This is a genomic window from Micromonospora sp. NPDC049645 (assembly GCF_040675155.1).
Classification (GTDB): domain Bacteria; phylum Actinomycetota; class Actinomycetes; order Mycobacteriales; family Micromonosporaceae; genus Micromonospora.
Map to the genome: position 1 here is coordinate 330,382 of NZ_JBFAOI010000006.1, position 22,776 is coordinate 353,157.

General features: G+C 71.5%; 24 protein-coding genes. 16 read left to right on the forward strand and 8 right to left on the reverse strand.

Annotated features, from left to right (window positions below; all coding sequences use genetic code 11):
• Positions 1 to 17 precede the first annotated feature (17 nt).
• Positions 18 to 557 (forward strand): DUF1697 domain-containing protein, encoded by a 540-nt coding sequence (locus tag AB0J33_RS17040; protein WP_363614479.1) that lies wholly within the window; start codon positions 18 to 20, stop codon positions 555 to 557.
• 43 nt (positions 558 to 600) lie between these two features.
• Here the strand turns inward: AB0J33_RS17040 and AB0J33_RS17045 are convergent, their stop codons facing one another.
• The gene (locus AB0J33_RS17045; RefSeq protein WP_363614481.1) at positions 601 to 1,578 is read right to left on the reverse strand and encodes an MBL fold metallo-hydrolase; all 978 of its coding nucleotides are present in this window, start codon (positions 1,576 to 1,578) and stop codon (positions 601 to 603) included.
• Between the two features lie 153 nt (positions 1,579 to 1,731).
• Positions 1,732 to 2,640: a serine hydrolase gene (locus AB0J33_RS17050; protein ID WP_363614483.1), complete on the reverse strand. Its 909-nt coding sequence runs from the start codon at positions 2,638 to 2,640 to the stop codon at positions 1,732 to 1,734.
• Positions 2,641 to 2,692: 52 nt separating this feature from the next.
• Between AB0J33_RS17050 and AB0J33_RS17055 the strand changes: the two genes are divergently transcribed.
• Both AB0J33_RS17055 and AB0J33_RS17060 read left to right on the forward strand, forming a co-directional pair.
• Complete coding sequence (locus tag AB0J33_RS17055) at positions 2,693 to 3,658, forward strand: LysR family transcriptional regulator (protein ID WP_363614485.1); 966 nt, start codon at positions 2,693 to 2,695, stop codon at positions 3,656 to 3,658.
• 100 nt (positions 3,659 to 3,758) lie between these two features.
• The gene (locus AB0J33_RS17060; RefSeq protein WP_363614487.1) at positions 3,759 to 4,610 is read left to right on the forward strand and encodes an aldo/keto reductase; all 852 of its coding nucleotides are present in this window, start codon (positions 3,759 to 3,761) and stop codon (positions 4,608 to 4,610) included.
• Between the two features lie 95 nt (positions 4,611 to 4,705).
• Here the strand turns inward: AB0J33_RS17060 and AB0J33_RS17065 are convergent, their stop codons facing one another.
• A complete protein-coding gene (locus AB0J33_RS17065; RefSeq protein ID WP_363614489.1) occupies positions 4,706 to 5,548 on the reverse strand; it encodes a helix-turn-helix transcriptional regulator in 843 nt (280 codons plus the stop codon).
• A 102-nt stretch (positions 5,549 to 5,650) separates the two neighbouring features.
• Here AB0J33_RS17065 and AB0J33_RS17070 point away from each other — a divergent pair, with 102 nt between their 5' ends.
• Positions 5,651 to 6,403, forward strand: coding sequence for an SDR family oxidoreductase (locus AB0J33_RS17070; protein WP_363614491.1), 753 nt, complete (start codon positions 5,651 to 5,653; stop codon positions 6,401 to 6,403).
• A 69-nt stretch (positions 6,404 to 6,472) separates the two neighbouring features.
• On the opposite strand, the gene AB0J33_RS17075 is transcribed toward AB0J33_RS17070, so the two are convergent.
• Positions 6,473 to 6,988 carry a GNAT family N-acetyltransferase gene (locus AB0J33_RS17075; protein ID WP_363614493.1) on the reverse strand — a complete coding sequence of 172 codons (516 nt, stop codon included), beginning with the start codon at positions 6,986 to 6,988 and terminating at the stop codon, positions 6,473 to 6,475.
• A gap of 134 nt (positions 6,989 to 7,122) precedes the next feature.
• On the opposite strand from AB0J33_RS17075, the gene AB0J33_RS17080 reads away from it, so the two are divergent.
• Genes AB0J33_RS17080 through AB0J33_RS17090 form a run of 3 tightly spaced genes read left to right on the forward strand, consistent with a single transcriptional unit; the run spans position 7,123 to position 9,588 of the window.
• Complete coding sequence (locus AB0J33_RS17080; protein WP_363614495.1) at positions 7,123 to 7,677, forward strand: NAD(P)H-dependent oxidoreductase; 555 nt, start codon at positions 7,123 to 7,125, stop codon at positions 7,675 to 7,677.
• A 46-nt stretch (positions 7,678 to 7,723) separates the two neighbouring features.
• The gene (locus tag AB0J33_RS17085; protein WP_363614497.1) at positions 7,724 to 8,737 is read left to right on the forward strand and encodes an ATP-binding cassette domain-containing protein; all 1,014 of its coding nucleotides are present in this window, start codon (positions 7,724 to 7,726) and stop codon (positions 8,735 to 8,737) included.
• Positions 8,734 to 9,588 (forward strand): ABC transporter permease, encoded by an 855-nt coding sequence (locus tag AB0J33_RS17090; RefSeq protein WP_363614499.1) that lies wholly within the window; start codon positions 8,734 to 8,736, stop codon positions 9,586 to 9,588. Before AB0J33_RS17085 ends, AB0J33_RS17090 begins: the two co-directional genes overlap by 4 nt.
• Before the next feature lie 130 nt (positions 9,589 to 9,718).
• Here the strand turns inward: AB0J33_RS17090 and AB0J33_RS17095 are convergent, their stop codons facing one another.
• Positions 9,719 to 13,066 carry an AAA family ATPase gene (locus AB0J33_RS17095; RefSeq protein ID WP_363614501.1) on the reverse strand — a complete coding sequence of 1,116 codons (3,348 nt, stop codon included), beginning with the start codon at positions 13,064 to 13,066 and terminating at the stop codon, positions 9,719 to 9,721.
• 155 nt (positions 13,067 to 13,221) lie between these two features.
• Between AB0J33_RS17095 and AB0J33_RS17100 the strand changes: the two genes are divergently transcribed.
• Both AB0J33_RS17100 and AB0J33_RS17105 read left to right on the forward strand, forming a co-directional pair.
• Complete coding sequence (locus tag AB0J33_RS17100; RefSeq protein ID WP_363614503.1) at positions 13,222 to 13,674, forward strand: helix-turn-helix domain-containing protein; 453 nt, start codon at positions 13,222 to 13,224, stop codon at positions 13,672 to 13,674.
• Complete coding sequence (locus AB0J33_RS17105; protein WP_363614505.1) at positions 13,667 to 14,035, forward strand: DUF4180 domain-containing protein; 369 nt, start codon at positions 13,667 to 13,669, stop codon at positions 14,033 to 14,035. Before AB0J33_RS17100 ends, AB0J33_RS17105 begins: the two co-directional genes overlap by 8 nt.
• Here the strand turns inward: AB0J33_RS17105 and AB0J33_RS17110 are convergent.
• Positions 14,032 to 14,676, reverse strand: a complete 645-nt coding sequence (locus tag AB0J33_RS17110) for a hypothetical protein (RefSeq protein WP_363614507.1) — start codon at positions 14,674 to 14,676, stop codon at positions 14,032 to 14,034. The two genes, AB0J33_RS17105 and AB0J33_RS17110, sit on opposite strands and share 4 nt — an antisense overlap.
• 222 nt (positions 14,677 to 14,898) lie before the next feature.
• Between AB0J33_RS17110 and AB0J33_RS17115 the strand changes: the two genes are divergently transcribed.
• Entirely contained in the window at positions 14,899 to 15,420 is a 522-nt protein-coding gene (locus AB0J33_RS17115; protein WP_363614509.1) for a hypothetical protein, read from the forward strand.
• The gene (locus AB0J33_RS17120; protein ID WP_363614511.1) at positions 15,404 to 15,547 is read left to right on the forward strand and encodes a hypothetical protein; all 144 of its coding nucleotides are present in this window, start codon (positions 15,404 to 15,406) and stop codon (positions 15,545 to 15,547) included. The genes AB0J33_RS17115 and AB0J33_RS17120 overlap by 17 nt, the downstream gene beginning before the upstream one ends.
• On the opposite strand, the gene AB0J33_RS17125 is transcribed toward AB0J33_RS17120, so the two are convergent.
• Positions 15,535 to 16,458 carry an S-4TM family putative pore-forming effector gene (locus tag AB0J33_RS17125; protein ID WP_363614513.1) on the reverse strand — a complete coding sequence of 308 codons (924 nt, stop codon included), beginning with the start codon at positions 16,456 to 16,458 and terminating at the stop codon, positions 15,535 to 15,537. The genes AB0J33_RS17120 and AB0J33_RS17125 overlap by 13 nt on opposite strands.
• A 249-nt stretch (positions 16,459 to 16,707) precedes the next feature.
• On the opposite strand from AB0J33_RS17125, the gene AB0J33_RS17130 reads away from it, so the two are divergent.
• Positions 16,708 to 19,179, forward strand: a complete 2,472-nt coding sequence (locus tag AB0J33_RS17130) for a hypothetical protein (protein WP_363614515.1) — start codon at positions 16,708 to 16,710, stop codon at positions 19,177 to 19,179.
• Positions 19,180 to 19,197: 18 nt separating this feature from the next.
• Here the strand turns inward: AB0J33_RS17130 and AB0J33_RS17135 are convergent, their stop codons facing one another.
• On the reverse strand, positions 19,198 to 19,695 hold the full coding sequence (locus AB0J33_RS17135) for a peptidase inhibitor family I36 protein (protein WP_363614517.1): 498 nt from the start codon (positions 19,693 to 19,695) through the stop codon (positions 19,198 to 19,200).
• 167 nt (positions 19,696 to 19,862) lie between these two features.
• On the opposite strand from AB0J33_RS17135, the gene AB0J33_RS17140 reads away from it, so the two are divergent.
• From AB0J33_RS17140 to AB0J33_RS17155, 4 genes are all read left to right on the forward strand, one after another.
• Positions 19,863 to 20,750, forward strand: coding sequence for a cellulose binding domain-containing protein (locus tag AB0J33_RS17140; RefSeq protein WP_363614519.1), 888 nt, complete (start codon positions 19,863 to 19,865; stop codon positions 20,748 to 20,750).
• Positions 20,751 to 20,983: 233 nt separating this feature from the next.
• Positions 20,984 to 21,502, forward strand: coding sequence for a flavoprotein (locus AB0J33_RS17145; protein WP_363614521.1), 519 nt, complete (start codon positions 20,984 to 20,986; stop codon positions 21,500 to 21,502).
• 167 nt (positions 21,503 to 21,669) lie between these two features.
• A complete protein-coding gene (locus tag AB0J33_RS17150; RefSeq protein ID WP_363614523.1) occupies positions 21,670 to 22,206 on the forward strand; it encodes a hypothetical protein in 537 nt (178 codons plus the stop codon).
• Positions 22,207 to 22,329: 123 nt separating this feature from the next.
• The gene (locus tag AB0J33_RS17155; RefSeq protein WP_363614525.1) at positions 22,330 to 22,767 is read left to right on the forward strand and encodes a VOC family protein; all 438 of its coding nucleotides are present in this window, start codon (positions 22,330 to 22,332) and stop codon (positions 22,765 to 22,767) included.
• Positions 22,768 to 22,776 lie beyond the last annotated feature (9 nt).

Here is a 22,776-nt window from a genome sequence, read left to right on the forward strand (position 1 = left end):
GCACCCGAGGAGGAGTCATGACCCGGTACGTCGCTCTGCTGCGCGGGGTCAACGTCGGCACCACCCGATTGGCGATGGCGGACCTGCGCCGAATCGTCACCGACCTCGGCCACGAGGACGTCAAGACGTACCTGCAGAGTGGCAACGTCGCCTTCGGCAGCACGGTGCGCGACGCGGAGAAGCTGGCCGCCGGGATCGAGCGGGCGCTCACCGACGAGCTGGCGTTGACCGTGCCGGTGTTGGTGCGCAGCGGCCGGGAGTTGGCGGCGGTGGCCGGCGGCAATCCGTACGCCGACCGGGAGGACGACCCGACGAGACTGCTGGTGGCGTTCCTCGCGACCGCACCCGGGAAGTCCACGGTGGACGCGCTGACCGTGCCCGGTGGTGAGAACGTGTCGTTCACGGTGACCGGCCGGGAGGTGTTCCTGCACTTCGTCGACGGCGGTTACGGTCGGTCGAAGTTCACCAACGCGTACCTGGAGAAGAAGCTCGGCGTGGTGGCCACGACCCGCAACTGGAAGTCGGTGCGCGCCCTGGCCGAGCTGACCGCCGGCTGACCCGGTGCGGGGTCGCGGCCCCGCGGCCCCGCACCGGTGCCGCTCAGAAGTGGTACGCGGTCTCGTACTCGGGCACGAGGACCCGGCTGCGCGGCGAGATCCGGCGAATCGCCGCGATCATCTCGTTCAGCCGGGTGCGGTCGGTCGGCGCGACGACCGGCGGGTTCTGCAACGGGGTCTCGAAGTTGTCGTAGTGCACCGGCACCACGACCTTCGGGTACTCCAGGGCGGCCAGCAGTCGGGGCAGGTAGTCGCCGGTGGTGGTGGCGCTCTGCATGGCCACCATGGCCACGTCCGGTGCCAGGCCGGTCAGGTTCCGCTCGGCGACGTCGCTGGCCCCGGTGAAGTACACCGACGGGCCGTCGTCGACGCGCAGCAGGTAGCCCAGCGTGTCACCCTCCGGCAGGTCGCCGATGGTCGCCGGCAGCGCCGGCTGGCTCACCCGCACCCCGGGGAAGGCCACCGAGTACGCCGCGTTGCGGCTGTGCAACGAGCTGACCACCTCGATGCGGTGGTCGCCGAAGTCGAGCACCTCGCCACCCTTGACCGCGCTGAGCTGGGCCGCCGGCACTCCGTAGGCCAATCCGAGGTGGTACGCGGTGAGCGTGCCGAACACCCGCGCTCCGGTGCGCTCGGCGATGTACGGCACGTCCATGAAGTGGTCCCAGTGGGTGTGCGTGACCAGCACCGTCGTGGCCCGGTCGACGCGCGGGTCGATCACGTCGGTGCGCACGGTCAACGGGGTGGCGGTGTCGAAGGCCCCGGCGAACAGGCCGGTGTCGATCCGGCTGAGGAAGGGGTCGACCAGCACCGTCCGGTCCCCGATGTCGATGCGCCAGCCGGCCGTACCCCACCAGCGGAAACTCACCGCGCCCGTGCGGCGAGCGGTCGGCGTGGGCGCGGCGGCCGTCGGTGCGGCCTGGGCCGGGGCGGTGCCGCCGACGGCGAGGCCGCCGGCGGAGACCAGGGCGGTGGTGGCGGCGGCGTCGCGCAGGAAGCGGCGGCGGTCGAGGTTGGGCATGTGGATCTACTCCCCGTGGTCGGGTGATCGGTCGACACGACCCAACCAGCGCCACCCGACCCCGGTCCAAGATCAGAGGCCGTCGGCCCCGATACGCCGCCGCATATCGGACCTGTTCAGCGGCGGTGCGCCGACCCTCGGACGGGTGTGAAATCAATTGCCACGCAGCGCCTCGACGGCCGTCCGGGCGGCCTCCCCCATCGCCAGGTCCACGTCGATACGGCGCGGGGTCAACTGCTCGGCACGGGCGAAGACGGCGATCGCGTAACGGCCGCCGTCGGGATATTCGGCGACCCCGGCCTCCAGGTGCAGCCCGGGCAGGGTGCCGGTCTTCCCGGACACCCGGACGCCGGGCGGAAAGCCGGCGGCCAGCCGGGTCCAGAAGAGCTGACGGGCCATCCAGGCGCGGACCATCGCGCAGGCTGCGGGCGGTCCGGCCTCGTCCCGCCAGATCAGCGTGAGCAACCGGGTGATCTCCCGGGCCGTGCTGGAGGTGGTGCGCGACGGATCGACGACCCGCATGGCCCAGACCCGCTCCGCCGGAAGAGTGGGGAAGATCCTGGCGAACTCCGCCTCGGTGCGCGCACCCACGTCGGCGAGCATCACCTCGACGAGGTCCCGGGGGCCGCCGAGGACGCGGGTGCGGGTCAGCCCCAGCTCGGTGGCGAGCATCGGCAGCAGGTCCGGGCCGACCCGGCGCAGCAGCAGGTCGGCGGCGGTGTTGTCGCTGACCGACATGGCGAAGTAGGCGAGGTCGCGCAGGGACACCTCGGCGTCGTCGGAGCAACCGGCCAAACCCCACCCGCCGAGCCGGTCGGCGGCGGTGACCAGAACCCGCTCGGTCGGATCCAGCTGGCCGGCCTCGACCTGACGGGCGAACTCCAGCACCAGCAGGACCTTGAAGATCGAGGCGATCACCACCTGCTCGTCGGCCCGCACCCCTACCTCCCGGGTCCCGCGAGCCGGGCCGTCGAGGTCGACGGCGTCCAGGTCGACGACGTGCAGGCTGGCCGTCACACCAGCGGCGGCGAAGATGGCCTCGACACGTTCCTCCACGTCCACGCCAGCACGGTATCCACCGGCGTCCTGCTCACGCTGGCGTAGGGTCCCGGCCGTGGATCTGCTCCGGCACCTGCGGCACTTCGTGGTGGTCGCGCACGAGCTGCACTTCGGGCGGGCCGCGGAGCTGCTCGGCATGGCCCAACCGCCGCTGAGCCAGTCGATCCAACGGCTGGAGCGGGAGCTGACGGTCGAGCTGTTCGACAGGTCCCGCCGCCAGGTGCGCCTCACCACCGCCGGTGAGCTGCTGCTCGGCGAGGCGGAGGAACTGCTCGCCGGCGAGGGCCGGCTGCGCAGCCTGATGGGCCAGATCCGCGCTGGCGAGTTGGGCGTACTCCGGGCCGGGGTGCCACCGGAGACACCCGCCGTGACGCTGCGCTCGCTGCTGGACGGGCTCACCACCCGGGCCCCCGGCCTGGACGTGGAGTTGCACGAGCTGACCACCGCCGAGCAGGTGCGGATGCTCACCGAGCGGACCCTGGACGTGGGGCTCGTGCACCACCCGGTGACGGCGGACGGGCTGCGTTTCGGCGCCCCGGTCGACGTACCCCTGGGGGTGCTCCTGCCGCGTACCTCGCCGCTGGCCCGCGGCCGTGCGGTGACACTCGCGTCGCTGGCCGGTCAGGATCTGGTGGCCGCGCCCCGCGCCACCGCTCCCGGCTGGCACGACCACCTGCTGGCGGTGTGCCGACAGCATGGTTGGCAACCGGCGCGGGTGCGCCCCGCCCGCAACCCGGAGTTCCTCTTCGGGCTGGTGCTGGCCGGCGGCGGGGTGGCCGTGGAACCGGCGGCGGTGGCCCGCCGGGAACCGCGGATCGCCTGGCGGCCGATCACCGACGCGCCGCTGGCCAAGCGCACCTCGGCGGCCTGGCCGGACCGGTCGGCGCACCCGGCGGCGGCGATGTTCGGTCAACTCGCCGCGGAGGTGCTGGCCGACGCCCAGCCCGCCGCGCCCGCGCCGGCCGCGGCGTCCGCGCCGGCGGCACGACCCTGGCCGGTGCTGTTCGACACGACCGGGTGAACCGCTTCCGCGTTGCGCTCGTCACCCCAGGTTGTGCGGTGATTCGACCTGCCGTCCGGGTATGGATGACAGGCAACGACGATGACGCGAAGGAGCCGCAATGGCGAACGCCATTCCCGACATCAGCTTGAACGACGGCACCACCATTCCGCAGCTCGGCTTCGGGGTGTTCCAGATCGAGCCGAAGGACACCGTCGCGGCGGTGACCACCGCGCTCGAGGCGGGCTACCGGCACATCGACACCGCCGAGATGTACGGCAACGAGGCCGAGGTCGGCGAGGCGGTGCGCGTCTCCGGTCTCGACCGCAGCGCGGTCTACGTGACCAGCAAGCTGAGCAACGCCTTCCACCGCCCCGACGACGCCCGCAAGGCGTTCGAATCGACCCTCTCGGCGCTGAAGATGGACTACATCGACCTGTTCCTGATCCATTGGCCACTGCCGACCCTGTACGACGGTGACTTCGTCTCGACCTGGAAGGTGCTGGAGGAGTTCCAGCGCGACGGTCGGGCCCGCTCGGTCGGCGTGTCGAACTTCCAGGTGTCGCACCTGCAACGGCTGGCCGACGAGGCGAGCGTCGTGCCGGCGGTCAACCAGATCGAGGCGCACCCGTACTTCGGCAACGACGAGGTCCGCGCCTACGGTCGCGAGCACAACATCCTCACCGAGGCGTGGTCGCCCATCGCGCAGGGCAAGGTGCTCGACGACCCGACGGTGGTCGACATCGCCGAGGAACTCGGCCGGACCCCGGCGCAGGTGGTGCTCCGCTGGCATGTGCAGCGCGGCGACATCATCTTCCCGAAGTCGACCACCCCCAAGCGGATCGAGGAGAACATCCGGATCTTCGACTTCGAGCTGGACGACGCGGCGATGGAGCGGATCACCGCGCTGGACAAGGGTGCGGCCGGCCGGCAGGGCGCACACCCGGACACCTTCGCCTACCTGCCCAACTGAACGCAGCCGCCGGCCTTCCGGCGGCTGATGTCCCGGTGAGCGCTATACCTCACAGTCATAACTATGACTGTGAGGTATAGCGCTCCTCGGCGAGGTCAGGAGTTGACGCGCTCGGCGACCCGGCGGAACGCCGCCTGGGTCGGCGAGCCGGGCTCGGGGACGTAGACGATCATCCGCTGGTCGGTCTCCGGCACCAGCAGCACACGGCACTCGAACTCCAACGGCCCCAGGCCCGGGTGTGGCACGCGCTTCACTGTGGGGCGGCGTGCCTCGACTTCGTGCTCGGCCCAGAGCTGTGCGAACCGGGGCGAGGTGCCGAGCAGCTCGGTCACCAGCTCACGGATCGTCGGGTCGGCCGGGTAACGGCCGTAGGCGGCACGCAGGTCCGCCACGGTGCTGCGGACGAACCGGAGTGTTTCGGCGTCGGTCCAGTGACTGCTGGTCGCCGGCTGCCGGAAGGTCCAGCGAATCATGTTGCGGTTCGCGTCCGGCACGGCCGCGAGATCCCCCACGAAGTACGTGGCCAGGCGGTTCCAGGCCAGTACCTGGTACGCGGCGTCGACGAGGTACGCCGGGGTCTCGGTCATCGCGTCGATCAGGTGCCGCAGCCCGGATGGCACCACCCGGCTCGGCCCGCCGGCCGGCGGTGCGGTCTCGCCGGCGACCCGGAACAGGTACTCCCGCTCGTCCCGGCTGAGCAGCAGCGCCCGGGCCATCGACGCGAGCACCTGTCGGGACGGGTGCGGCCCACGGCCCTGCTCCAACCGGATGTAGTAGTCGATCGACATGCCGGCGAGCTGGGCGACCTCCTGCCGGCGCAGTCCGGGGGTACGCCGGCGTTCGCCCTCGGGGAGCCCGACCTCGGCCGGGCGCAGCCGGGCGCGGCGGGTACGCAGGAACGCCGCCAGTTCGTCACGCCGCAGGCCGCTGCTCGTCATGTCCCCAGCATGCCCCGGGCCGGGCCGCCCAGGGTGGTACCACCGGTCCCAGCCTCGCCCCGTCTCTCCCCGGACGCCGCCAGCGCAGAGACGCTCGACGGCATGACGAACATGATCGCCCTGATCACCGGGGCCAACAAGGGAATCGGCTTCGCCACCGCCCGGCAGCTCGGCGCCCTCGGATTGACAGTGCTTGTGGGCGCGCGGGACGCCGAGCGGGGTCGGGCAGCCGAACGGGAGCTGCGCGACGGTGGCGCGGACGCGGTGTTCGTGCCGCTCGACGTCACCGACGCCGAATCGGTGACGGCCGCCGTGAAGTGGGTGGACGCGGAGTACGGCCGGCTGGACGTGCTTGTCAACAACGCCGGCATCGTCCTCGCCGACGGCGCGCGAGGGCTGCCCAGTGAGACGACTGTGGCGACGATGCGCCGGCTCTACGAGACGAACGTCTTCGGGGTGGTGACGGTGACCAACGCGCTGCTGCCGCTGCTGCGCCGGGCACCGGCGGCCCGAATCGTGAACGTGTCGAGCGAGGTCGGCTCGATCGCGGTGATGACCGACCCGAACGGCGCGCTGTTCGAGTTGATCTCCGTGCCGTACCCGTCGTCGAAGGCGGCGCTGAACATGCTCACCGCGATGTACGCCAAGGAGCTGCGGGATACCCCGATCAAGGTGAACGCGGCGAATCCGGGCTACTGCGCCACGGACCTGAACGGCAACAGCGGCTTCCGCACGGCGGAGCAGGGTGCCGAGGTGAGCGTGCACCTGGCGACGCTGCCGGCCGACGGGCCAAACGGGCTGCTCTGGGGCTTCCAGATGGACGCCGGCGGCGGGTACGGCGTTCTGCCCTGGTGACGATCGCTTGACCTGGAGTGCGCTCCAACCGGCCGCCGCGTACGACCTGCCGAGCGCGCCCCGCCGACCTCAGCTCCCGGTCGGCGGGGCGGTCAGGTCGAGCTGCCAGTCGTTGACGCGCATCATCCGTCCCGGCGGGTACTCGAAACCGGTCTCGCCGAGCAGCGTGAAACCGGCCTTGCGGCACACCGCGTTCGAGGCGGGATTATCGACCGACGGATAGGCGTGGGCGTGGCGCCGGTCCCGTCGGGCGCGGGCGACGTCGACGACCGCGCGCACCGCCGCAGTGGCCAGGCCCTGCCCCCGGTACGCGGGCAGCACCGCCCAGCCCAGCTCGTACACCGGTTGTTCGTGCCACTCGCGGGCCCAGTAGCCGACGCTGCCCGCCCGCGCCCCGTCCGCCAGCACCAGCGTGAACATGCAGCCCTGCTCGGTGTCGGCGAAGCGCACGTACCGTTCGTGCCGGGCGAGCACCTGCTCGTCGGTCTCCGGGCCGCCGGTGTGCTTGCGGGTGTCCGGTGAGTTGAGCTGCCGCAGCAGGTCGAGGTCACCCTCGTGCCACGGCTCGATGCGTACCTGTGCCATTCCGCTCCCCTGTTCGTCGACCCCAGTCAAGCCGATCCCACCGACATTCCGCCCCGAAACCGCGCCCGCTAGATCGGATCTAGCGGACGCCTGCCGGCACCTCGCGCCTCCAGGATGGAAGGGGGGGTGGGCCCATGACGCCGTTGCGAATCGCCGTGATCGTCGGCAGCACCCGGGAGGGACGGGCCGGCGACCGGCTCGCGCGCTGGTTCGCCGAGCAGGCGGCGCGGCACGACGACCTGGCGGTGACGGTCGTTGACCTGACCGAGTACGACTTCCCGGCCACCTACCCCGCCGAGCCGACCGCGTCCATCCGGGCGTTCGTCCGGGAGGTGGGCCGAGCGGAGGCGTTCGTCGTGGTCACCCCCGAGTACAACCACAGCTTCCCGGCGCCCTTGAAACAAGCCATCGACTACGCGTACGACGAGTGGCAGGCCAAACCGGTCGGCTTCGTGTCGTACGGCTGCCGGTCCACCGGTCTGCACGCGGTCGACCAGCTGCGCACCGTCTTCACCGCGCTGCACACGATGACGGTGCGCGACGTCGTCGGGATCGACCTGCTCGCCGGCGAGCCGACCGCTCAGTGCACCGACCAGCTGACCCGCGACGTCGGCGTCCTGCTCGACCAGCTCCGCTGGTGGGGTCTGGCCCTGCGCGACGGCCGCGCGGCCCGACCGTACGCCTCCTGAACACGCCATCTCCGCAGAACACGTTTACCGACGAGAGGTAAGGATCATGAGTAGACGCACCACCGGCCTGGCCATCGAGGCCCAGGGGCTCACCCGCTCCTTCGGGGACACCCGGGCGCTGGCCGGCATCGACCTCCAGGTGCCCGCCGGCACCGTCTACGGCCTGCTCGGCCCGAACGGCGCAGGCAAGACCACCGCGGTCCGGGTGCTCGCCACGTTGCTGCGACCCGACGGCGGCTCGGCCCGGGTCTTCGGCCACGACGTGGTCACCGAGGCCGACAAGGTCCGGTCCCGGGTCAGCCTCACCGGCCAGTACGCCTCGGTCGACGAGGACCTGACCGGCACGGAGAACCTGGTGCTCCTGGCCCGCCTGCTCGGCCTGCGCAAGCCGGCCGCTCGGGACCGCGCGGCGGCCCTGCTCGCCGCGTTCGGCCTGACCGAGGCGAGCGACCGCCAGGTGAAGAAGTACTCCGGCGGGATGCGGCGGCGCATCGACATCGCCGCCAGCATCCTCAACACCCCGGATCTACTCTTCCTCGACGAGCCGACGACCGGCCTCGACCCGCGCAGCCGCAACCAGGTGTGGGAGATCGTCCGGGCGGTGGTGTCACACGGCACCACGGTCCTGCTGACCACCCAGTATCTCGACGAGGCCGACCAGCTCGCCGGGCGGATCGCGGTGGTCGACCACGGCCGGGTGATCGCGGAGGGCACCCCGGGTGAGTTGAAGTCGTCGGTCGGCTCCGGCACCGTCCACCTGCGACTACGCGACCCGGGGCAGCGTCCCGAGGCGGAGCGGGTGCTCCGCGAGGCACTCGGCGTGCCGGTGCAGCTCGCCGCCGACCCGGTGGCGTTGACCGCCCGCGTCGGTGAGGCCGGTACCGACCTCGATGCCAGCTCGCAGGCCGCTCGCGCGCTCGACGACCTGGCCCGCGCCGGCATCGTGGTCGACAACTTCTCCCTCGGCCAGCCGAGCCTGGACGAGGTCTTCCTGGCCCTGACCGATCACCCCGCCGTGCCGGCCGACGAGCGCGACGACGAGCTGGAGGCAGCCCGATGAGCGACACCACCACCACGACCGAACGGGCGCCGTCCGTCTACGTCCCGTCCGCCGAGGCGCTGGCGACCGTGCTCGCGCCCGGTGCCCGACCGCCCCGGCCCAGCGCGCTGGGCGCGTCGCTCACCTTCGGCTGGCGGGCCATGCTGAAGATCAAGCACGTGCCGGAGCAGCTCTTCGACGTGACCGCGTTCCCGATCATCATGGTGCTGATGTTCACGTACCTGTTCGGTGGCGCCCTCGCCGGAAGCCCGCGTGAATACCTGCAGTTCTTCCTGCCCGGCATCATGGTGACCAGCGTCGTCATGATCACCATGTACACGGGCATCGGCCTCAACACCGACATCGAGAAGGGCATCTTCGACCGGTTCCGTACGCTGCCCGTCTGGCGCCCGGCCGCCCTGGTCGGCATGATCTTCGGCGACGTGCTGCGCTACATCCTCGCCGCCCTGGTGATCCTGGGCCTGGGGCTGGCGCTCGGCTTCCGGCCCGCCGGCGGGGTGGTCGGCGCCGCCAGCGGGATCGGGCTGCTGGTGGTCTTCTCGTTCGCGTTCTCCTGGGTGTGGACGTTCTTCGGGCTGATCCTGCGCAGCGAGAAGTCGGTGATGGGCGTCAGCATGATGGTGCTGTTCCCGCTGACGTTCCTGAGCAACGTCTTCGTCGAGCCCAGCACCATGCCCGGCTGGCTCCAGGCGTTCGTGAAGGTCAACCCGGTGACGCAGCTGGTCGCCGCCATCCGCGGAGCGATGAGCGGCGAGTCGGACCCGTCGGCCACGATGTGGCTGCTGCTCTGGAGCGCCGGCTTCGTACTCGTCTTCGGCACCCTGACGATGTACAGGTACAACCGCCGCTAATCCCACCCCACCCCACCCCACCCAACCCACGCGATCTTGCACTTTCTGTCCCGACAAAGGTGGCAGATCCGCCTGAAACCACAATCGAAAGTGCAAGATCGCGCAGGGCTGGGGTGGGGCTGGGGTGGGGCTAGAGGCGCCAGGGCAGCGGGGCCGGGGGTAGGTAGCGGCAGGTGGTGCCGGTGGCGACGGAGTCACGCAGATGACTGGCCAGCGCGGGGTGTCGGTCGTCGAGCTTGCGCAGCGTGTCGCGGATCCGCGCGGTCACCGTCTTGCGGGCCCGCTCGGTCTCGTCGCCCAGTCGACGGCTCCGGCCGGCCAGCCCCGCGGCGGTACGGAGCTCGTCGAGCAACGCTTCCCGCTCGGCGTCCAGCGTGGTCACCTTCCGGTCGTCGTCGCGGGCGGCGGCCCGGTCGATCTCCTCGTCGAGGCGGGCCAGGTGCCGTCGGTAGCGGGCCTTCGCCTCGTCGTCGAGGATCGGGTCGGCCCCCATCCGGCGGGCGGCGACCAACTCCGGCCCGGCGGCCGGGTCGAGCAACTCGACCGCCGACACGTCGCTGCCCGGCCGGCTGAGCAGCAGGTGCAGATCGTGCAGCCCCTTGGCGTCGGGCAGGTGCACCACCACACCGGCGTACCCGAGTTGCCACACCGGCCCGTCGCGCCGAAACTCGTACCCCTCGGTGGCGGGCACGACCGGCGCGGCCTGGCCGGGCCCGCCAACCTGGGCCGAAGCCGCGACCTGGGCCGGTGCCGCGACCTGGGCCGAAGCCGCGACCTGGGCCGGTGCCGCGACCTGGGCTGGCGAAGCGCCCTGGGCCGGCGCGGCGATCTGGGCCGGCGGGCCGGCGTCGGTGGCGGTCGGAGCGCCGAGCCGGTGCAGCACCTGGGTCATGCCGAGAGCGGTCGCCTCCTGGACGGTGGCGGCGCGCAGCGCGGTCAGCGTCGCGGCGTCGCCCGGGTGCCCTCGGCGGGCGAGGGCGTTCACGAGGCCGGCGCGGGCGAGCAGTGACCACGGTCGGGAGCCCAACCGGTCGGCGGAGTCACGGGCGGCGGTGAAGCCCGCGATCGCGTCGTCCCAGCGCTCCTCGGCGGCGTCGACCAGCGCCAGCCAGTGGTCGACGGGGCCGCTGATGTCGCAACCGAAGAGCCCCACCGTCCACTCTCCACGGTGCGGGATGAGCGCCGCCCGCGCGGCCTCGCGGCGCTGTGGGTCGTCGGACGCGGCGGCGGCCTGCGCACCGAGCCGAAGCCAGAGCGGCGACACCGGGCGCGGGTATCGGATGGCGGCGGCCTCGATGCCGGTGGTCAGCCGGACCGCGGTCTCGCCGTCGCCCCGCTCGGCCGCGGTGATCGCCCGCAGCAGCTCCCGGTAGGGGTAGTCGACCGGGGCCAGCCCGTCCAGCAGCGTGTCGGCCTCGGCGAACCGGCCCTGGAGCAGCAGCCGGGACCACTGCAGGTGGTGGCTCATGAACCCGAACTCGGCGTGGCTCGGATCGGTGTGATCGGTGAGGACGGCGAACCGCTCGTCGGCGGTGGCGAAGTCGCCCCGGAACGCCGCGATGATCCCGCTGTCGATGGCCGCGGCCATCCGGTGCCGGGCGAAGACGCCCTGCCGGTCGGCGGTGACGAAGGTGGTGAACTCCTCGGCGAAGCGGGGGTCGCCCAACTCCAGCAGCGCCACCCAGCGCAGCGAGGTGGCCCACAACTCGGTCTCCCGGTCGCCGGTCCGGCGGGCCACGTCCCGGATCTCGGCCGTGAGTTGGGCGCGGGTCGCGGCGGTGCCCAGCCCCCAGGTGGTGTCGTGGCGGGCCCAGAGGCTGAACGTGAGCGCCTCGTCGTCCTTTCCTCGACGGGCGATCGTCTCGGTGGCGGTGATCAGGTCAGCCACCAGGGCGCCGACCGTCGCGGTGGCGTCCGGTTCGCCGATCAGCCGCCGGTACGCCTCGCGGACCAGGTCAGCCGCCTCGATCGAGTGGGCGGTGTCCACCTGGCGGGTGCCGTTCACGGAGAGCGCGACCCGGGCCAGCAGCACCGGGTCGTCGAGGGAACGGGCCAGCCTGGCCGCCTCGGCCAGCAGTCGGGCGGCCTCTTCCCGGCCGGCGTGGTGGTACTGCGCCCCGGCGAACTCGACGAGGATGCGTACCCGTTGCGCCTGGTCCTCGACGACCTCCAGGGCTCGACGGAAGTGCACCGCCGCCTCGTCACCGGCCAGCCGGGCGGACGCGTCCCGCCCGGCGGCGAGCAGCAGCGTGACCACCCGGGCCCGGTCGAGCGCGGGGCCGGCGAGGTACGCGTGGCGGGCCAGGTCGGCCGGGATCAGTCGGTCGGTGAGCTCCCGCAGGTCGTCGACCGCCCGGACGACCCCGGCGTGCCGGGCCCGCCGCTCGTCGTCGTTCAGCCCGTCGTAGAGCGTCTCCCGGACCAGATCGTGAGCGAAGGCGAACCGGCCCCCGCCCCGGGCGATCACCAGCCGGGCGGTCACCGCCCGGTCGAGTAACCGGTCGACCTGCGCCACCGGGGCGGCCACGCAGGCCGCCAGGACCTGGCGGTGGAACTCGCGACCCAGCACGGCGGCGACGGTGAGCGCCTCGGCCACGGCGGCAGGCAGTTGGGCGAGCCGGCGGCGCACCGCCTCCCGTACGCCGGGTGCGATCGCGCCGACCGCGTCGTCGGCGTGCCACAGCCGCGCCGTCTGCTCGACGAAGAACGGGTTGCCGCCGGTGCGCCGGTGCACCTCGTCGACGAGGCCGGCGTCGGGCTCCCGCCCGGCCGTCCGGGCCATCAGCGCGGCTACCTCGTCGCGGGAGAGGCCGGTGAGGGTGATCGTGGTGGCCTTCGCGACCAGCGGCATCAGCAGTGGACGCAGCGGGTGCTCCCCCGACTCGACCTCGGCGTCGCGGTACGTGCCGATCAGCAGAAGCCGCTCGAACCAGGTGTGCTGGGCGGCGAAGCTCAACAGCCGCAGCGAGGCCGGGTCGGCCCAGTGCAGGTCGTCGAGGACGACCACTACCGGCCGGTGCTGGGAGACGGCGACCAGCGCGGCGGTCACCGCGTCGTAGAGCGCGAACGCCTCCTGGTCGGCGGCGTCCGGGCCAGGGTCGACACCGACCCAACTGGCGAGCCGACCGGCCTGCTCGCTGCTGGTGCCGGACTGGCCGAGCAGGGCGGTGAGGGCTGGCTCCGCGGATTGCCGCGCCACTGCCCAGTCGTCGGCGGAGCGTCGCAGCCCGCGCAGCACCTGCAACCACGGCCAGTAGCCCGGGGCGCTGTCGGAATCCCAGCAGGCGGCACCGAGGACCAACGCGCCTCGCCGCCGCGCCTCCCGGGCCGCCGAGGTGACGAGGGTGGTCTTGCCGATGCCCGGCTCCCCGGTGACCAGCACCAGACCGCCGTGGCTGGTGGTGGCGCGGTCCAACTCGGCGCGCAGCAGGCTCGCGGGGTGATCCCGCCCGATGATGGCGTCGCCGAGCGCGTCCATGGTCCCCAGACGGTACTGGAACCGTCCGACAGCACGGGGGGATTAACCGGTCGCACGCCTCGCGGGCCTTGTTTCCAGGTGGGTGCCGGGGACCTATCGGCAACGGTGCACCCCATCACTCCCTAAACTTCGCTGACGAGTTACGATAGGGAGCGATGACGGAAGAAATGTACTCGGTTGAGCAGGTGGCTGACCGACTCAATCTGCATGTGCGCACCGTGCGCGGCTACATCCGCTCGGGGCGGCTGCGGGCGGTGCGGATCGGCAAGCAGTACCGGATCGCCGCCAGGGACCTCGACGCACTCACCGGACAGGCCCCGACCGCGCCCAGCGTCACCAGGCAGGCGGAGGTGTCGAGCATCGTGCAGATCGACGGCGTGGACCGGGCCGCCGCCGACCGGCTCGGCACGCTCGTGCTCACCAGCGCCAACACCGCGCACGACCAGGCCCATCCCCTGCGGGTGCAGACGGTGCACGACGAGGAACGCCACCGCATGAAGATCATCATCTTGGGCGACCCCGCCGCCACCGCCGAGTTGCTGCACCTGCTCGACGCCGTTCTCAACGCCGACAACGACCTGCTCGACCGGGAGGTTCGCCATGTCTGACGAGATCCAGGAACGCGCCGGGGTGCCGGTGCTGGTCTGCGACCCGGCGGGCCCGCCGGTGGCCACCGAGCAGGACGCGCTGGACCTGATCGGCGCGGCGTTCCTCGGCGCCCAGGTGGTGGCCGTGCCGGCCAACCGGCTCGACGAGCGCTTCTTCTCGCTGGGCACCCGCTTCGCCGGCGACGTGATGCAGAAGTTCGTCAACTACCGGGTGCGGTTGGCCGTCGTCGGCGACATCTCGGCGCAACTCGCGCAGAGTTCCGCGTTGCGCGCCCTGGTGCACGAGTCGAACCAGGGTGGGCAGATCTGGTTCGTTCCCGACCTGGATGCGCTCGACGCTCGCCTGCGCGGCGCTCACTAGCGAACCCACCGGTCGTGGACGACCGCCATCTCCACCGCGTCCGCCTCGATCCCCTTGGCCTGGGCCTGCTCTGCCGCCCACCGCAGGTAGGCCAGCCACTCCTCGGATGACCAGCCGTTCTGGCGGCGGACGCCGGCCTCGGCAGGGAGCCGGCCGGCCACCACCCGGTCGAGGTTGAGGGGCTGTATGCCCCCCGCCCCGCGCCGGTAGCCGACGAAGTAGAGGACCTTCGTGAACAGCCCTGGACCCAACCACGGCAGACGACAGTGGTCGGGGTCGCGGAACCGGCGGTACGCGCTACGCAACGTCTCCTCGTCTGGCGCGGGTGCGGACATCTCCTCAAGCGCGTACGCCAGGCGCTTGCCGTCCGGGTCGGCGTCAAGCGACCTGGCGGCGCGCCACGGGCCGTACCCGATTGGGCCGTAACCCCAGGCCAGCACGGCGGTCAGCAGTTGCCGTGGACTCGCCACGCCGGCCCGGTACGCCTCGGCCACCGCGAACACGTCACGTCGCCAGATCTCGCCACTCGCCGGAAGCGTGTCGGGCCACGCGCCCGGAGGCAGCCCCGTTCGCCAACGCTCCACCCGGACGCTGGCCGGGGCGGGCTCTCCCGGCAACACCACACCTTCGGCCATCTGCATTGGTAGCCTCCCACGGATCGAGCGCTCGGGGCCGTCGTCGGGGACGCTACGGTCGGGCACCTCCGCTCGCCGTCCGCCGACGCCATATCGCGGTATCGACCGCTGACCTGACGCAAGCGGAGTGGCCGCCCCGGGCGTTGATCAGCGAGCGAGACGCACCGCCCATTGCCCATGCTCGATAACCTGGGTCGGAATCGCGCGTGATCGGCTCGGGAGGCCGCGTTGACCATGGAATCCGTCGGTCCGTCCGCGACCGTCGACGCGTCGGAATTCGTGCTTCGCCTGGCCCGGCAGGTCAGCGGGCGGCTCGCCCCGGAGGAGTCGGAGGTCTTCGACGAGGTTGCCGTGATGTGGCGCGCCGGGGCGCCGCGAGGCCGTACGCCGGGCGGTGGGGTCGGCTTCGGCATCGAAGAGGCGCTGGTGAGCGCGATCGTGATCGAAGTGGTGGCCACGTCGGTCCGGGAGGTTCTGGGCCTCGGGGCCGGGGTCGCGAGGTCGCGGTGGCGGCGGTGGCGGGGCACCGACCGCCGTACCGCGTCCGGCCCGGAGCTGGCCGGCACGCCGCTGCCGGCGGTCGACGGCCGGATCGTCGTGACGGCGGCCCAGGTGGCCCGGCTGCGGGACGTGGCGCGGCGGCACGCGAGCACCCTCGGGCTCGACGAGAACGCCGCCGACCTGCTCGCCGACGCCCTCGTCGGCGCCGTCCACCTGCCGGAGACCTCGCCGCATGACGGCCTCTCCTGACGGTCGTCCGCAGCCGCCGCGGCGGCGGTACGGCCTGATCGCCGTCGCCCTGTTCGGCGTCCGGGTGGCGGCCGGCAACCTCGTCTTCGACATGCGCCCGCCGACCGGCCGCGGTCAGTCGCGGTGAGTGGCGGGCGTCCCGGTACGCAGCAGGTTCGTGAGGTCGACCATCGCGGCCTGGAAGTCGTGGCGGTCGGCGGCGTGGAACCGGCGGAAGAACCAGCCGGGGACACGGGCCTGCGCCTGCCTACTGTGGAAGATCAGGTCCTGGGTCTGCCGGGCCAGGGTGAGCAGCTCCGCCTCGGTCGCCGGGTCATCGCGCCCGGCCGCGGTGGCGATTCGCTGCTGTAGGAGCGCGAGGGCCCGGTCCCGCTCGGCGGCCACCCCGCGCTGGCCTCGGTAGATCTCCAGGCCGAGCAGCAGGACGCCGAGCGACGGCACGAACCACTGCGTCAGCAGGGCCGAGACGGTCAGGTCGGCGGTCACCGCGAAGACGACCCCCACCGTCGCCCAGATCGCCACCCCGGCGAGCACGGTGTACGCGTACCGTCGGCGCACCCGCGCGCCCCACCCGAGGTTCTGCTGCTGACAGGCGAGCACGTCGTACGGGCGGGGCAGATCCGGGACCTCGTAGTAGTCCCAGAGGTACTGCTCGTCGCCCCGGTAAGTGCGGTCGAGGCGGCTGACCTCCGGCGAGCCGACCGGTTCACCCGCCGCGACCGCGTTCCAGGGCAGCCGGAAGAGTCGGACGTCGAACATCTCCTGGAGGACGGCCGCCCGGCGGAGCTGCCCGGTCGACCAGGCGCCGAGCCCGATCGCGTTGACCACCGCCCAGAGGGCGCCCACGGCCGTGACGGCGGTGCCCGACACGCCGGTGAAGGCGATCACCGCCCCGGCGACGCCAATCGTGACGGAGAGCGCCATTCGGAGGTTGTCGAGTCGTTGCGCCCTGCCGTGGCAGACCGACATCGCGTGCAGCAACGCCATCATCTCGGGTCGGCGCTGCCGCTGGAGCAGGGATTCCGTGCGCTCTGTCACCTCAACCTCCCGTTCCGTGACGATCGTATATCCATTTATCTACATGTCACGGATCGCATTCTTTCCGGAGCGTAAAGTGATTGATTATTACTTTTGGGTAGGTGCGGGATCGGCTGCGAATTAATACCGCGTTCGCCCGAAAGTTGAGGTAGTTTGACGTTCGCGTTTACCGGCGCAACCGCATCCGGACGTGCCACCCCCGCCCGTCCGCGTCCACTTTCACCACTCGTGGAAGGTCCAATGGCGGACATGGGCGACGGTCTCGTTGACGAGCTCGAACGGTACATAGAGGATGCGGCGGTGGCGGCCGCACTGCGGGACTGGGCGGCCGGGCTCGACGCCGTCGTTCGCCCGCCGTGCCACCCCGCCCGACGCCGCGGGCGAAGCGGCGCCGAGCTGATCCAGGTCATCCTGGAGCGGCGTGCCGGCCGCAACGCCGAGCAGCTGTACGTCAAGGTGCTGCCGGCCGGGCAGGCGATCGAAGAAGCCGCCCGGCACGCAAAGGCCGTCGCTGTGGACACCGTCTTCGCGGAGCGGCACCTGGTCCGTCAGCCGTATCCGCGATACCCGGTCGGCGACGGTCGCTACCTCATGTTCCAGGACATCGCGCACGGCGCCGAGCAGGTCGTTCCGCTCGCCGAGGTCGACGACGACCAGCGCAGGGACGCCTACCGGACCCTGCTCGACGGTGTGTGGAACCTGTGGCACCGCCAGGGGCGGCACGTCAGCCAGACCACCGTGGGTCGGTTCGTGCGGCGGGAGGTCGCCGACGCCCAGGCCCGGGACGAGCTGTCCGCGGCTGTGCGGGCGCTCGGCCTCGGCACCGTCGCGGGCGACTGGCTGCACGACGTCGCCACCGGCACGGTGCTGCCGCACCCCCTCCGGTTCGCCGACGTCGGCTCACTCTTCGACGACGACCAGCTCGACCAGCTCTGCGGCGCGTCGCACGGCGACCTGCACGGAAACAACGCCCTCTTTCCGTGCTCCCGAAGCGGCCACGTGCAGGTCAAGAAGTTCTGCCTGGTGGACACGGACCGGTTCGCCGAAGACGCGCCACTCACTCGCGACCTGGCCACCCTGACCCTTGACGCCATCGGCCCGGACGTGGCGGGTGGCCCCCGCACCGCCGCGACCGACGCGCTCCGCGCCCTGCTGATCGACCCGGCGGAACGCCCCTCGGATCGGCTGCCGGCCCGGCAGGTCAAGGTGATCCAGGCCAGCTACGCGGTGGGGTTGGCGGTGGCCAGGCAGGGCAACTGGGGGGCGAGCTGGCGGGCACAGTACCTGCTCTCCCTGCTGAGTCAGGCGCTGATCTCGTGCACCTACGAAAACGTCGGTCGCGCCGGGCGGGTGTGGTACTTCCAGCTGGCCGCCTACGCGGCGCGCGCCTATCAGCTCGAGTTCCGTGACGACCTCGTCGCACCGGCCGCAGCCGGCCTGCCGCCCCTGCCGCACGCCGACGCGCTCCCGCAGGTCGCGTTCCCGGCGAACGACCGGTCGGCCCGGTTCGACGCGGTGGGACCGCAACCGAGCCAGCAGAACCGGGGCGCCCCGTTGGACCGGCTGCCCTTCGAGCAGTCGACCCGTCCGCTGGCCCCGGAGACGTCGACGTCGCAGCGCGGGGCCGCGCCGGTCCCGCAGCGGCAGCTCGGCGGCGGCTGGCACGCGACGGTTCCCCAGTCCTCGGGCTCCCCGGTTTCCCGCACCGGCGCGTCGGGCTGGCCCACCGAGCGGCACGGCGGTCGTCGGGCGAACCGGCCGGCGCGACGGCACACAAGCTCCGCCCGGACGACCGCCATTCCACGGCCTCGCCGACCGGTGGCCGAGGAAACTGTGCCGGCCCCGCCCGCCCCTGGCCGGATCGGCCGGCTGCCACCGAGGGTGCAGGCCGCGCTGGCGGTGGTCGTCCTCGGCGGGATGTCCCTGACAACCCTGGTGGGAGTGGGTGTCACCGCGATCAGGGAGCGTGCGGGGGCCCGAGGCGTACCGACGACCGAGGCCCCGCCGGGGACCCAACCGCCCACCGGCGGCACTCCGACGATCGCCGGCAGGCCGGACCGACTCGCCGATCTCGCGCTGACCGTCGCGGGCATCGCGCCCACGGCCACCCACGGGTCGTACACCATCTCCTGCCTTCGGGTCTGGGCACCGGCGGACCTCGCCCCCGGGACCGATCGGGACAGCTACCGTGACGAGACGCTGTGGTGGACCGCGGAGCTGTCCGGCCGCCGGGTCGTCACCCCGGTCACCGACGGACGCCGATCGGGCGCCCCGACGACGGTCCCCTACCGCCGGGGCGACCTGTCCGAGATCCCGCCGGCGCCGTCGGTGGACCCGCAGGAGCTGCGTCGGCAACTGGCCTCGCTGCTGGGTGAACAACCACCGGAGTTGCGTACGGCGGCCGGGATGCTGAACCTGGTCAGCCGGATCTTCCGCTACCACCTGCTGAGCCCCGGTCAGGTCTCGGCGCTGCTGTTCGAGTTGGCGGCGACGCCCGGCATCCAGGATCGGGGCGCGTACCCGGACTGGGACGGCCGACCCGGGTTGACCTTCAGCGCCGACGACACGCTCGGACGTCGGGAGACGTTGCAGTTCAACCCGCTCACCGGCGAGCTACTCAGCCACGAGACGACCACGGTCGCCGACGACCAGATCCTCGAATACGTGCTGTTCCTGACGAAGGCGCGGACCGACCGGACCACCGTGCCCGGCTGCGCCTGAGGCGACCACGCCGCGCGGTCACCGGCAGCGGCGCTCCACGTAGTTGGGCCAGTTGCGGTAGGGGGACGCGTCGCTGCGGACCCGGTTGCTCGCGCCGATGTCGAAGAGCCGGGTGTCGTAGTAGTAGAACGACACGGTGCCACTGCCGAGGTTGTAGTGCGCCGACTCGACCCGGAACTGCCACTGCCAGGTGGCGAGGCTCTGCCGGCCGCAGTCGGAGAGCCGACCCCGGGGGTAGCCGTAGTTGGGCCACTCGTAGAAGCAGTACCAGCCCGAGGGGCAGTCGGCGGCGGCGAGCGTTCCCAACGGACGCCGCAGCGTCACGATGAACGCCCCACCGTCGTAGCTGATCTCGTTGTCATTGATCGCTTTCCCGCCCGGGTGGGTAGCCAGATAATTGGCCATTTCCTGACTTTCGCCGGTGGCGGCCACGGCGGGGCCGGGTGCCGAACAGACGATCAAAAACCAACCGAGTACGGCCGCGAGCACGACCAGAACAGGACGTGGAATGACCATTTGACACCTCGCGATGTGGGGCGCGCGAGAACCAGCGTATTGACTGTCTTTGATTGATCGCCAGGTGGACCGGGGTGCAGAATCCTGACAACGCCCCTTTTCGGGCACGCCTCACCAACAAGTGAGACATCGCATTGACATCGATGCATCAGGGCTACCATTCGGCTATGTCCGCTCGCCGTGTCACCGCCACCATCGCCCTCGCCACGCTGGCGAGCCTGCTCGCCGTCGGCGCCGTCAACGCGGCCCAGGCCGACGGACCGGCGATCAGCACCCCCGGCAGCCCGACGGTGGTGGCCAACGAACCGCACCGGCTGACGCTCAGCTGGGCGCCCTCCGCCTGGGTCGAGCCCGGCGCGGAGCAGCCGATCAACTACGAGGTCCAGGTGCCGTTGGGTCCGAACACGTACCGCTTCCTCGGCGCCACGACCGACACCACCATCACGTTGACCGACCTGGCACCCGGCACGACGTACCGGATCGCGATCGCCGCCCGCGCGCTCGGCGGCTACTCGGACACCTCGCCCGCCACGACCGTGCGCACCGCGGCCGGCCGCGCGACGGTCAGCTACCTCAACCTGGACTGGTCGCCGACGAACAACCAGATCCAACACCTGCTGCGGGTCACCAACACCGGCACCGGACCGCTCGACCTGACCACCGTGCGGGTGCGCTACCACCTGCGTTTCGAGGGCGGCAACACCTCGTTGGTGCCGAACTGCGACTGGGCCGCGCTGGGCTGCGCCCGGATCCGGCAGACCGTGCAGTTCTTCATCCCGCCGGGCACACCGTCGACTATGACGACGCCGGCGCCGCCGTACCCGCCGCCGGGTACGCCGGTCCCCGGCTGGGTCGAGCTGACCTTCACCGACGGCACGCTCGCGCCGGGTCAGTCGACCGGGCCGATGCAGCTACGGCACCACCGGCACAGCTGGAGCGACATCGACGAACGCGACGACCCGAGCTGGCTCGCCGCCACCGGCCAGTGGATCGAGAACGATCGGATCACGCTGGACGTCGACGGGGTACGCGAGTTCGGCGACGTCTCGTCCTGACCACGCTGATGTCGCGAAGAGCGACCGGCGGCAGTCGCGACCGGCCTGACTTGTCCTGACGAGCGATATACCTGTGAGTCATATCTATGCCCCACAGGCATATCGCTCTACGGAAACTAATCCCGACCTCTCGCAGCGGTTGCCGCACACCTTCAGCCGGCAGGTCAAGGCGGCGGCATACACGATCGGTATGCGCTCGACCTAGCGACGGCGCAATCGGGCAGACTGCGGGCATGACGGAACGCCCGGTGCTGTATCTGGTCGTCTGCGCGGCGGGTCCGGCGGAACACATCGACGAACTCGTCGACCTCCTGATCGGCGACGGGTGGCGGGTGTGCATGATCGTCAGCCCCACCGCCGCGCCGTGGCTGGACCGTCAGGCGTTGCAGGACAAGACCGGCTATCTGGTACGGGTGGAGTGGCGGATGCCCGGCGACCCTGAGCCGCACCCACCGGCCGATGTGGTGCTGGCCGCGCCGGTCACGTTCAACACGGTGACGAAGTGGGCGTTGGGCATCAACGACACGTTGGCGCTCGGCGTACTCAACGAATCGCTGGGTGGGGGCCTACCGATCATTGCCTTCCCGCACACCAAGGCGGAGTTGGCTGCCCATCCGGCGTACGAGGGTCACGTGGCGGTGCTGCGGGCTGCCGGCGTGACCGTCGCTGACGGGAACCCGCTGAACCCGGTACACGGGCCGGCGCGATGGGACCCGGTCATCGGTGCGCTGCGGGCGGCGCGCCCGTCCTGAACAGCTGCCGGGACGTCGGGCGGTGCTTCGGCGGCCGTTCCGAACTGTTCCGTACGGCCTGACGTCTTGTTGCCCAGTTCCTGCCTTGCTCAGATCGAGGTGCGGCGTTCGACGGGCCGCGGGGGTGAGCCCGTCGCCGCGATCACCTCGGAGGAAGGAAGAGAAGTATGCAGAGGACACGTCGTCACCTGACGGCCGGTATCGTCGCGATCCTGGCCATGGTTGGCTCGGTGTTGTTCGTCCCGAGCAGCGCTCAGGCGTACAGCCCCAATCCCACTGTCCGGTGGGCCCAGGTCGACACGGACAACTGCCAGCGCCTCGCCGGCAACCTGACCGTGGTCGCCCAGAGCGACGGGTGCCGCATCAACGACTCCTTCGACGGCACCTTCTTCCGCAAGGACCCGAACGGCGTGGCGATCAAGGTGGAGCTGTACGTCGGCTCGACCCTCGTCGCGAAGTCGGAGTTCCACCCGTACGGCGAGGTGCTCTGGGCGTACGACACCCGTGACGACAGCGACACCATCTACACGACGCTGCGGGTCAGGGAGACCGGCCCGCTCTACGGCCCGTACCGGGGTCCGGTGAACGGTGGAGACCTGTACAACCTCTCCATCACCGACGGCTCCACCGTCTCGATGGCGGTCAACGACAACAACGACCCCAACAACCTCGATCAGCTCATCGCGCTGCAGGGCACCGCGTAGTGGCAGTCGTCCCGGGCTGACTGACGGGCGAGGTGGCGGCGGGTCGTGCCTGGGGCACGACCTGCCGACGCCGGTGCTGCGTGGCATCCCGGCAGGGAATGATCGAGCGCTAGGTTGAAGGCCATGGAGCAGCGGATCAGCCTGGTCACCCTGGGAGTTGCGGACGTGGCCCGCGCGAAAGCGTTCTACGAGCACCTCGGTTGGCAGGGCCAGGAGGTCGAGGAGACGGTCTTCATCCAGGCCGGTGGTCTGGCGGTCGTCCTGTGGGGCCGCGGCAAGCTGGCCGCCGACGCCGGCATCGACGACCCGGGCGCCGACGGTTTCGGCGGGATGACCCTCGCCCAGAACGTCCGCTCGCGAGCCGAGGTCGACGAGGTGATCGCCACGGCGGTCAAGGCCGGCGCCACGGTGACCAAGCCGGCCGAGGAGACCTTCTACGGCGGTTACGCCGGCTACTTCGCCGACCCGGACGGTCACCTGTGGGAGATCGCCTGGAATCCCGGCTTCACCCTCGCGGAGGACGGCACCCTGACCGTCCCCGACTTCAGCGCCACGAACTGAGCGAGACAG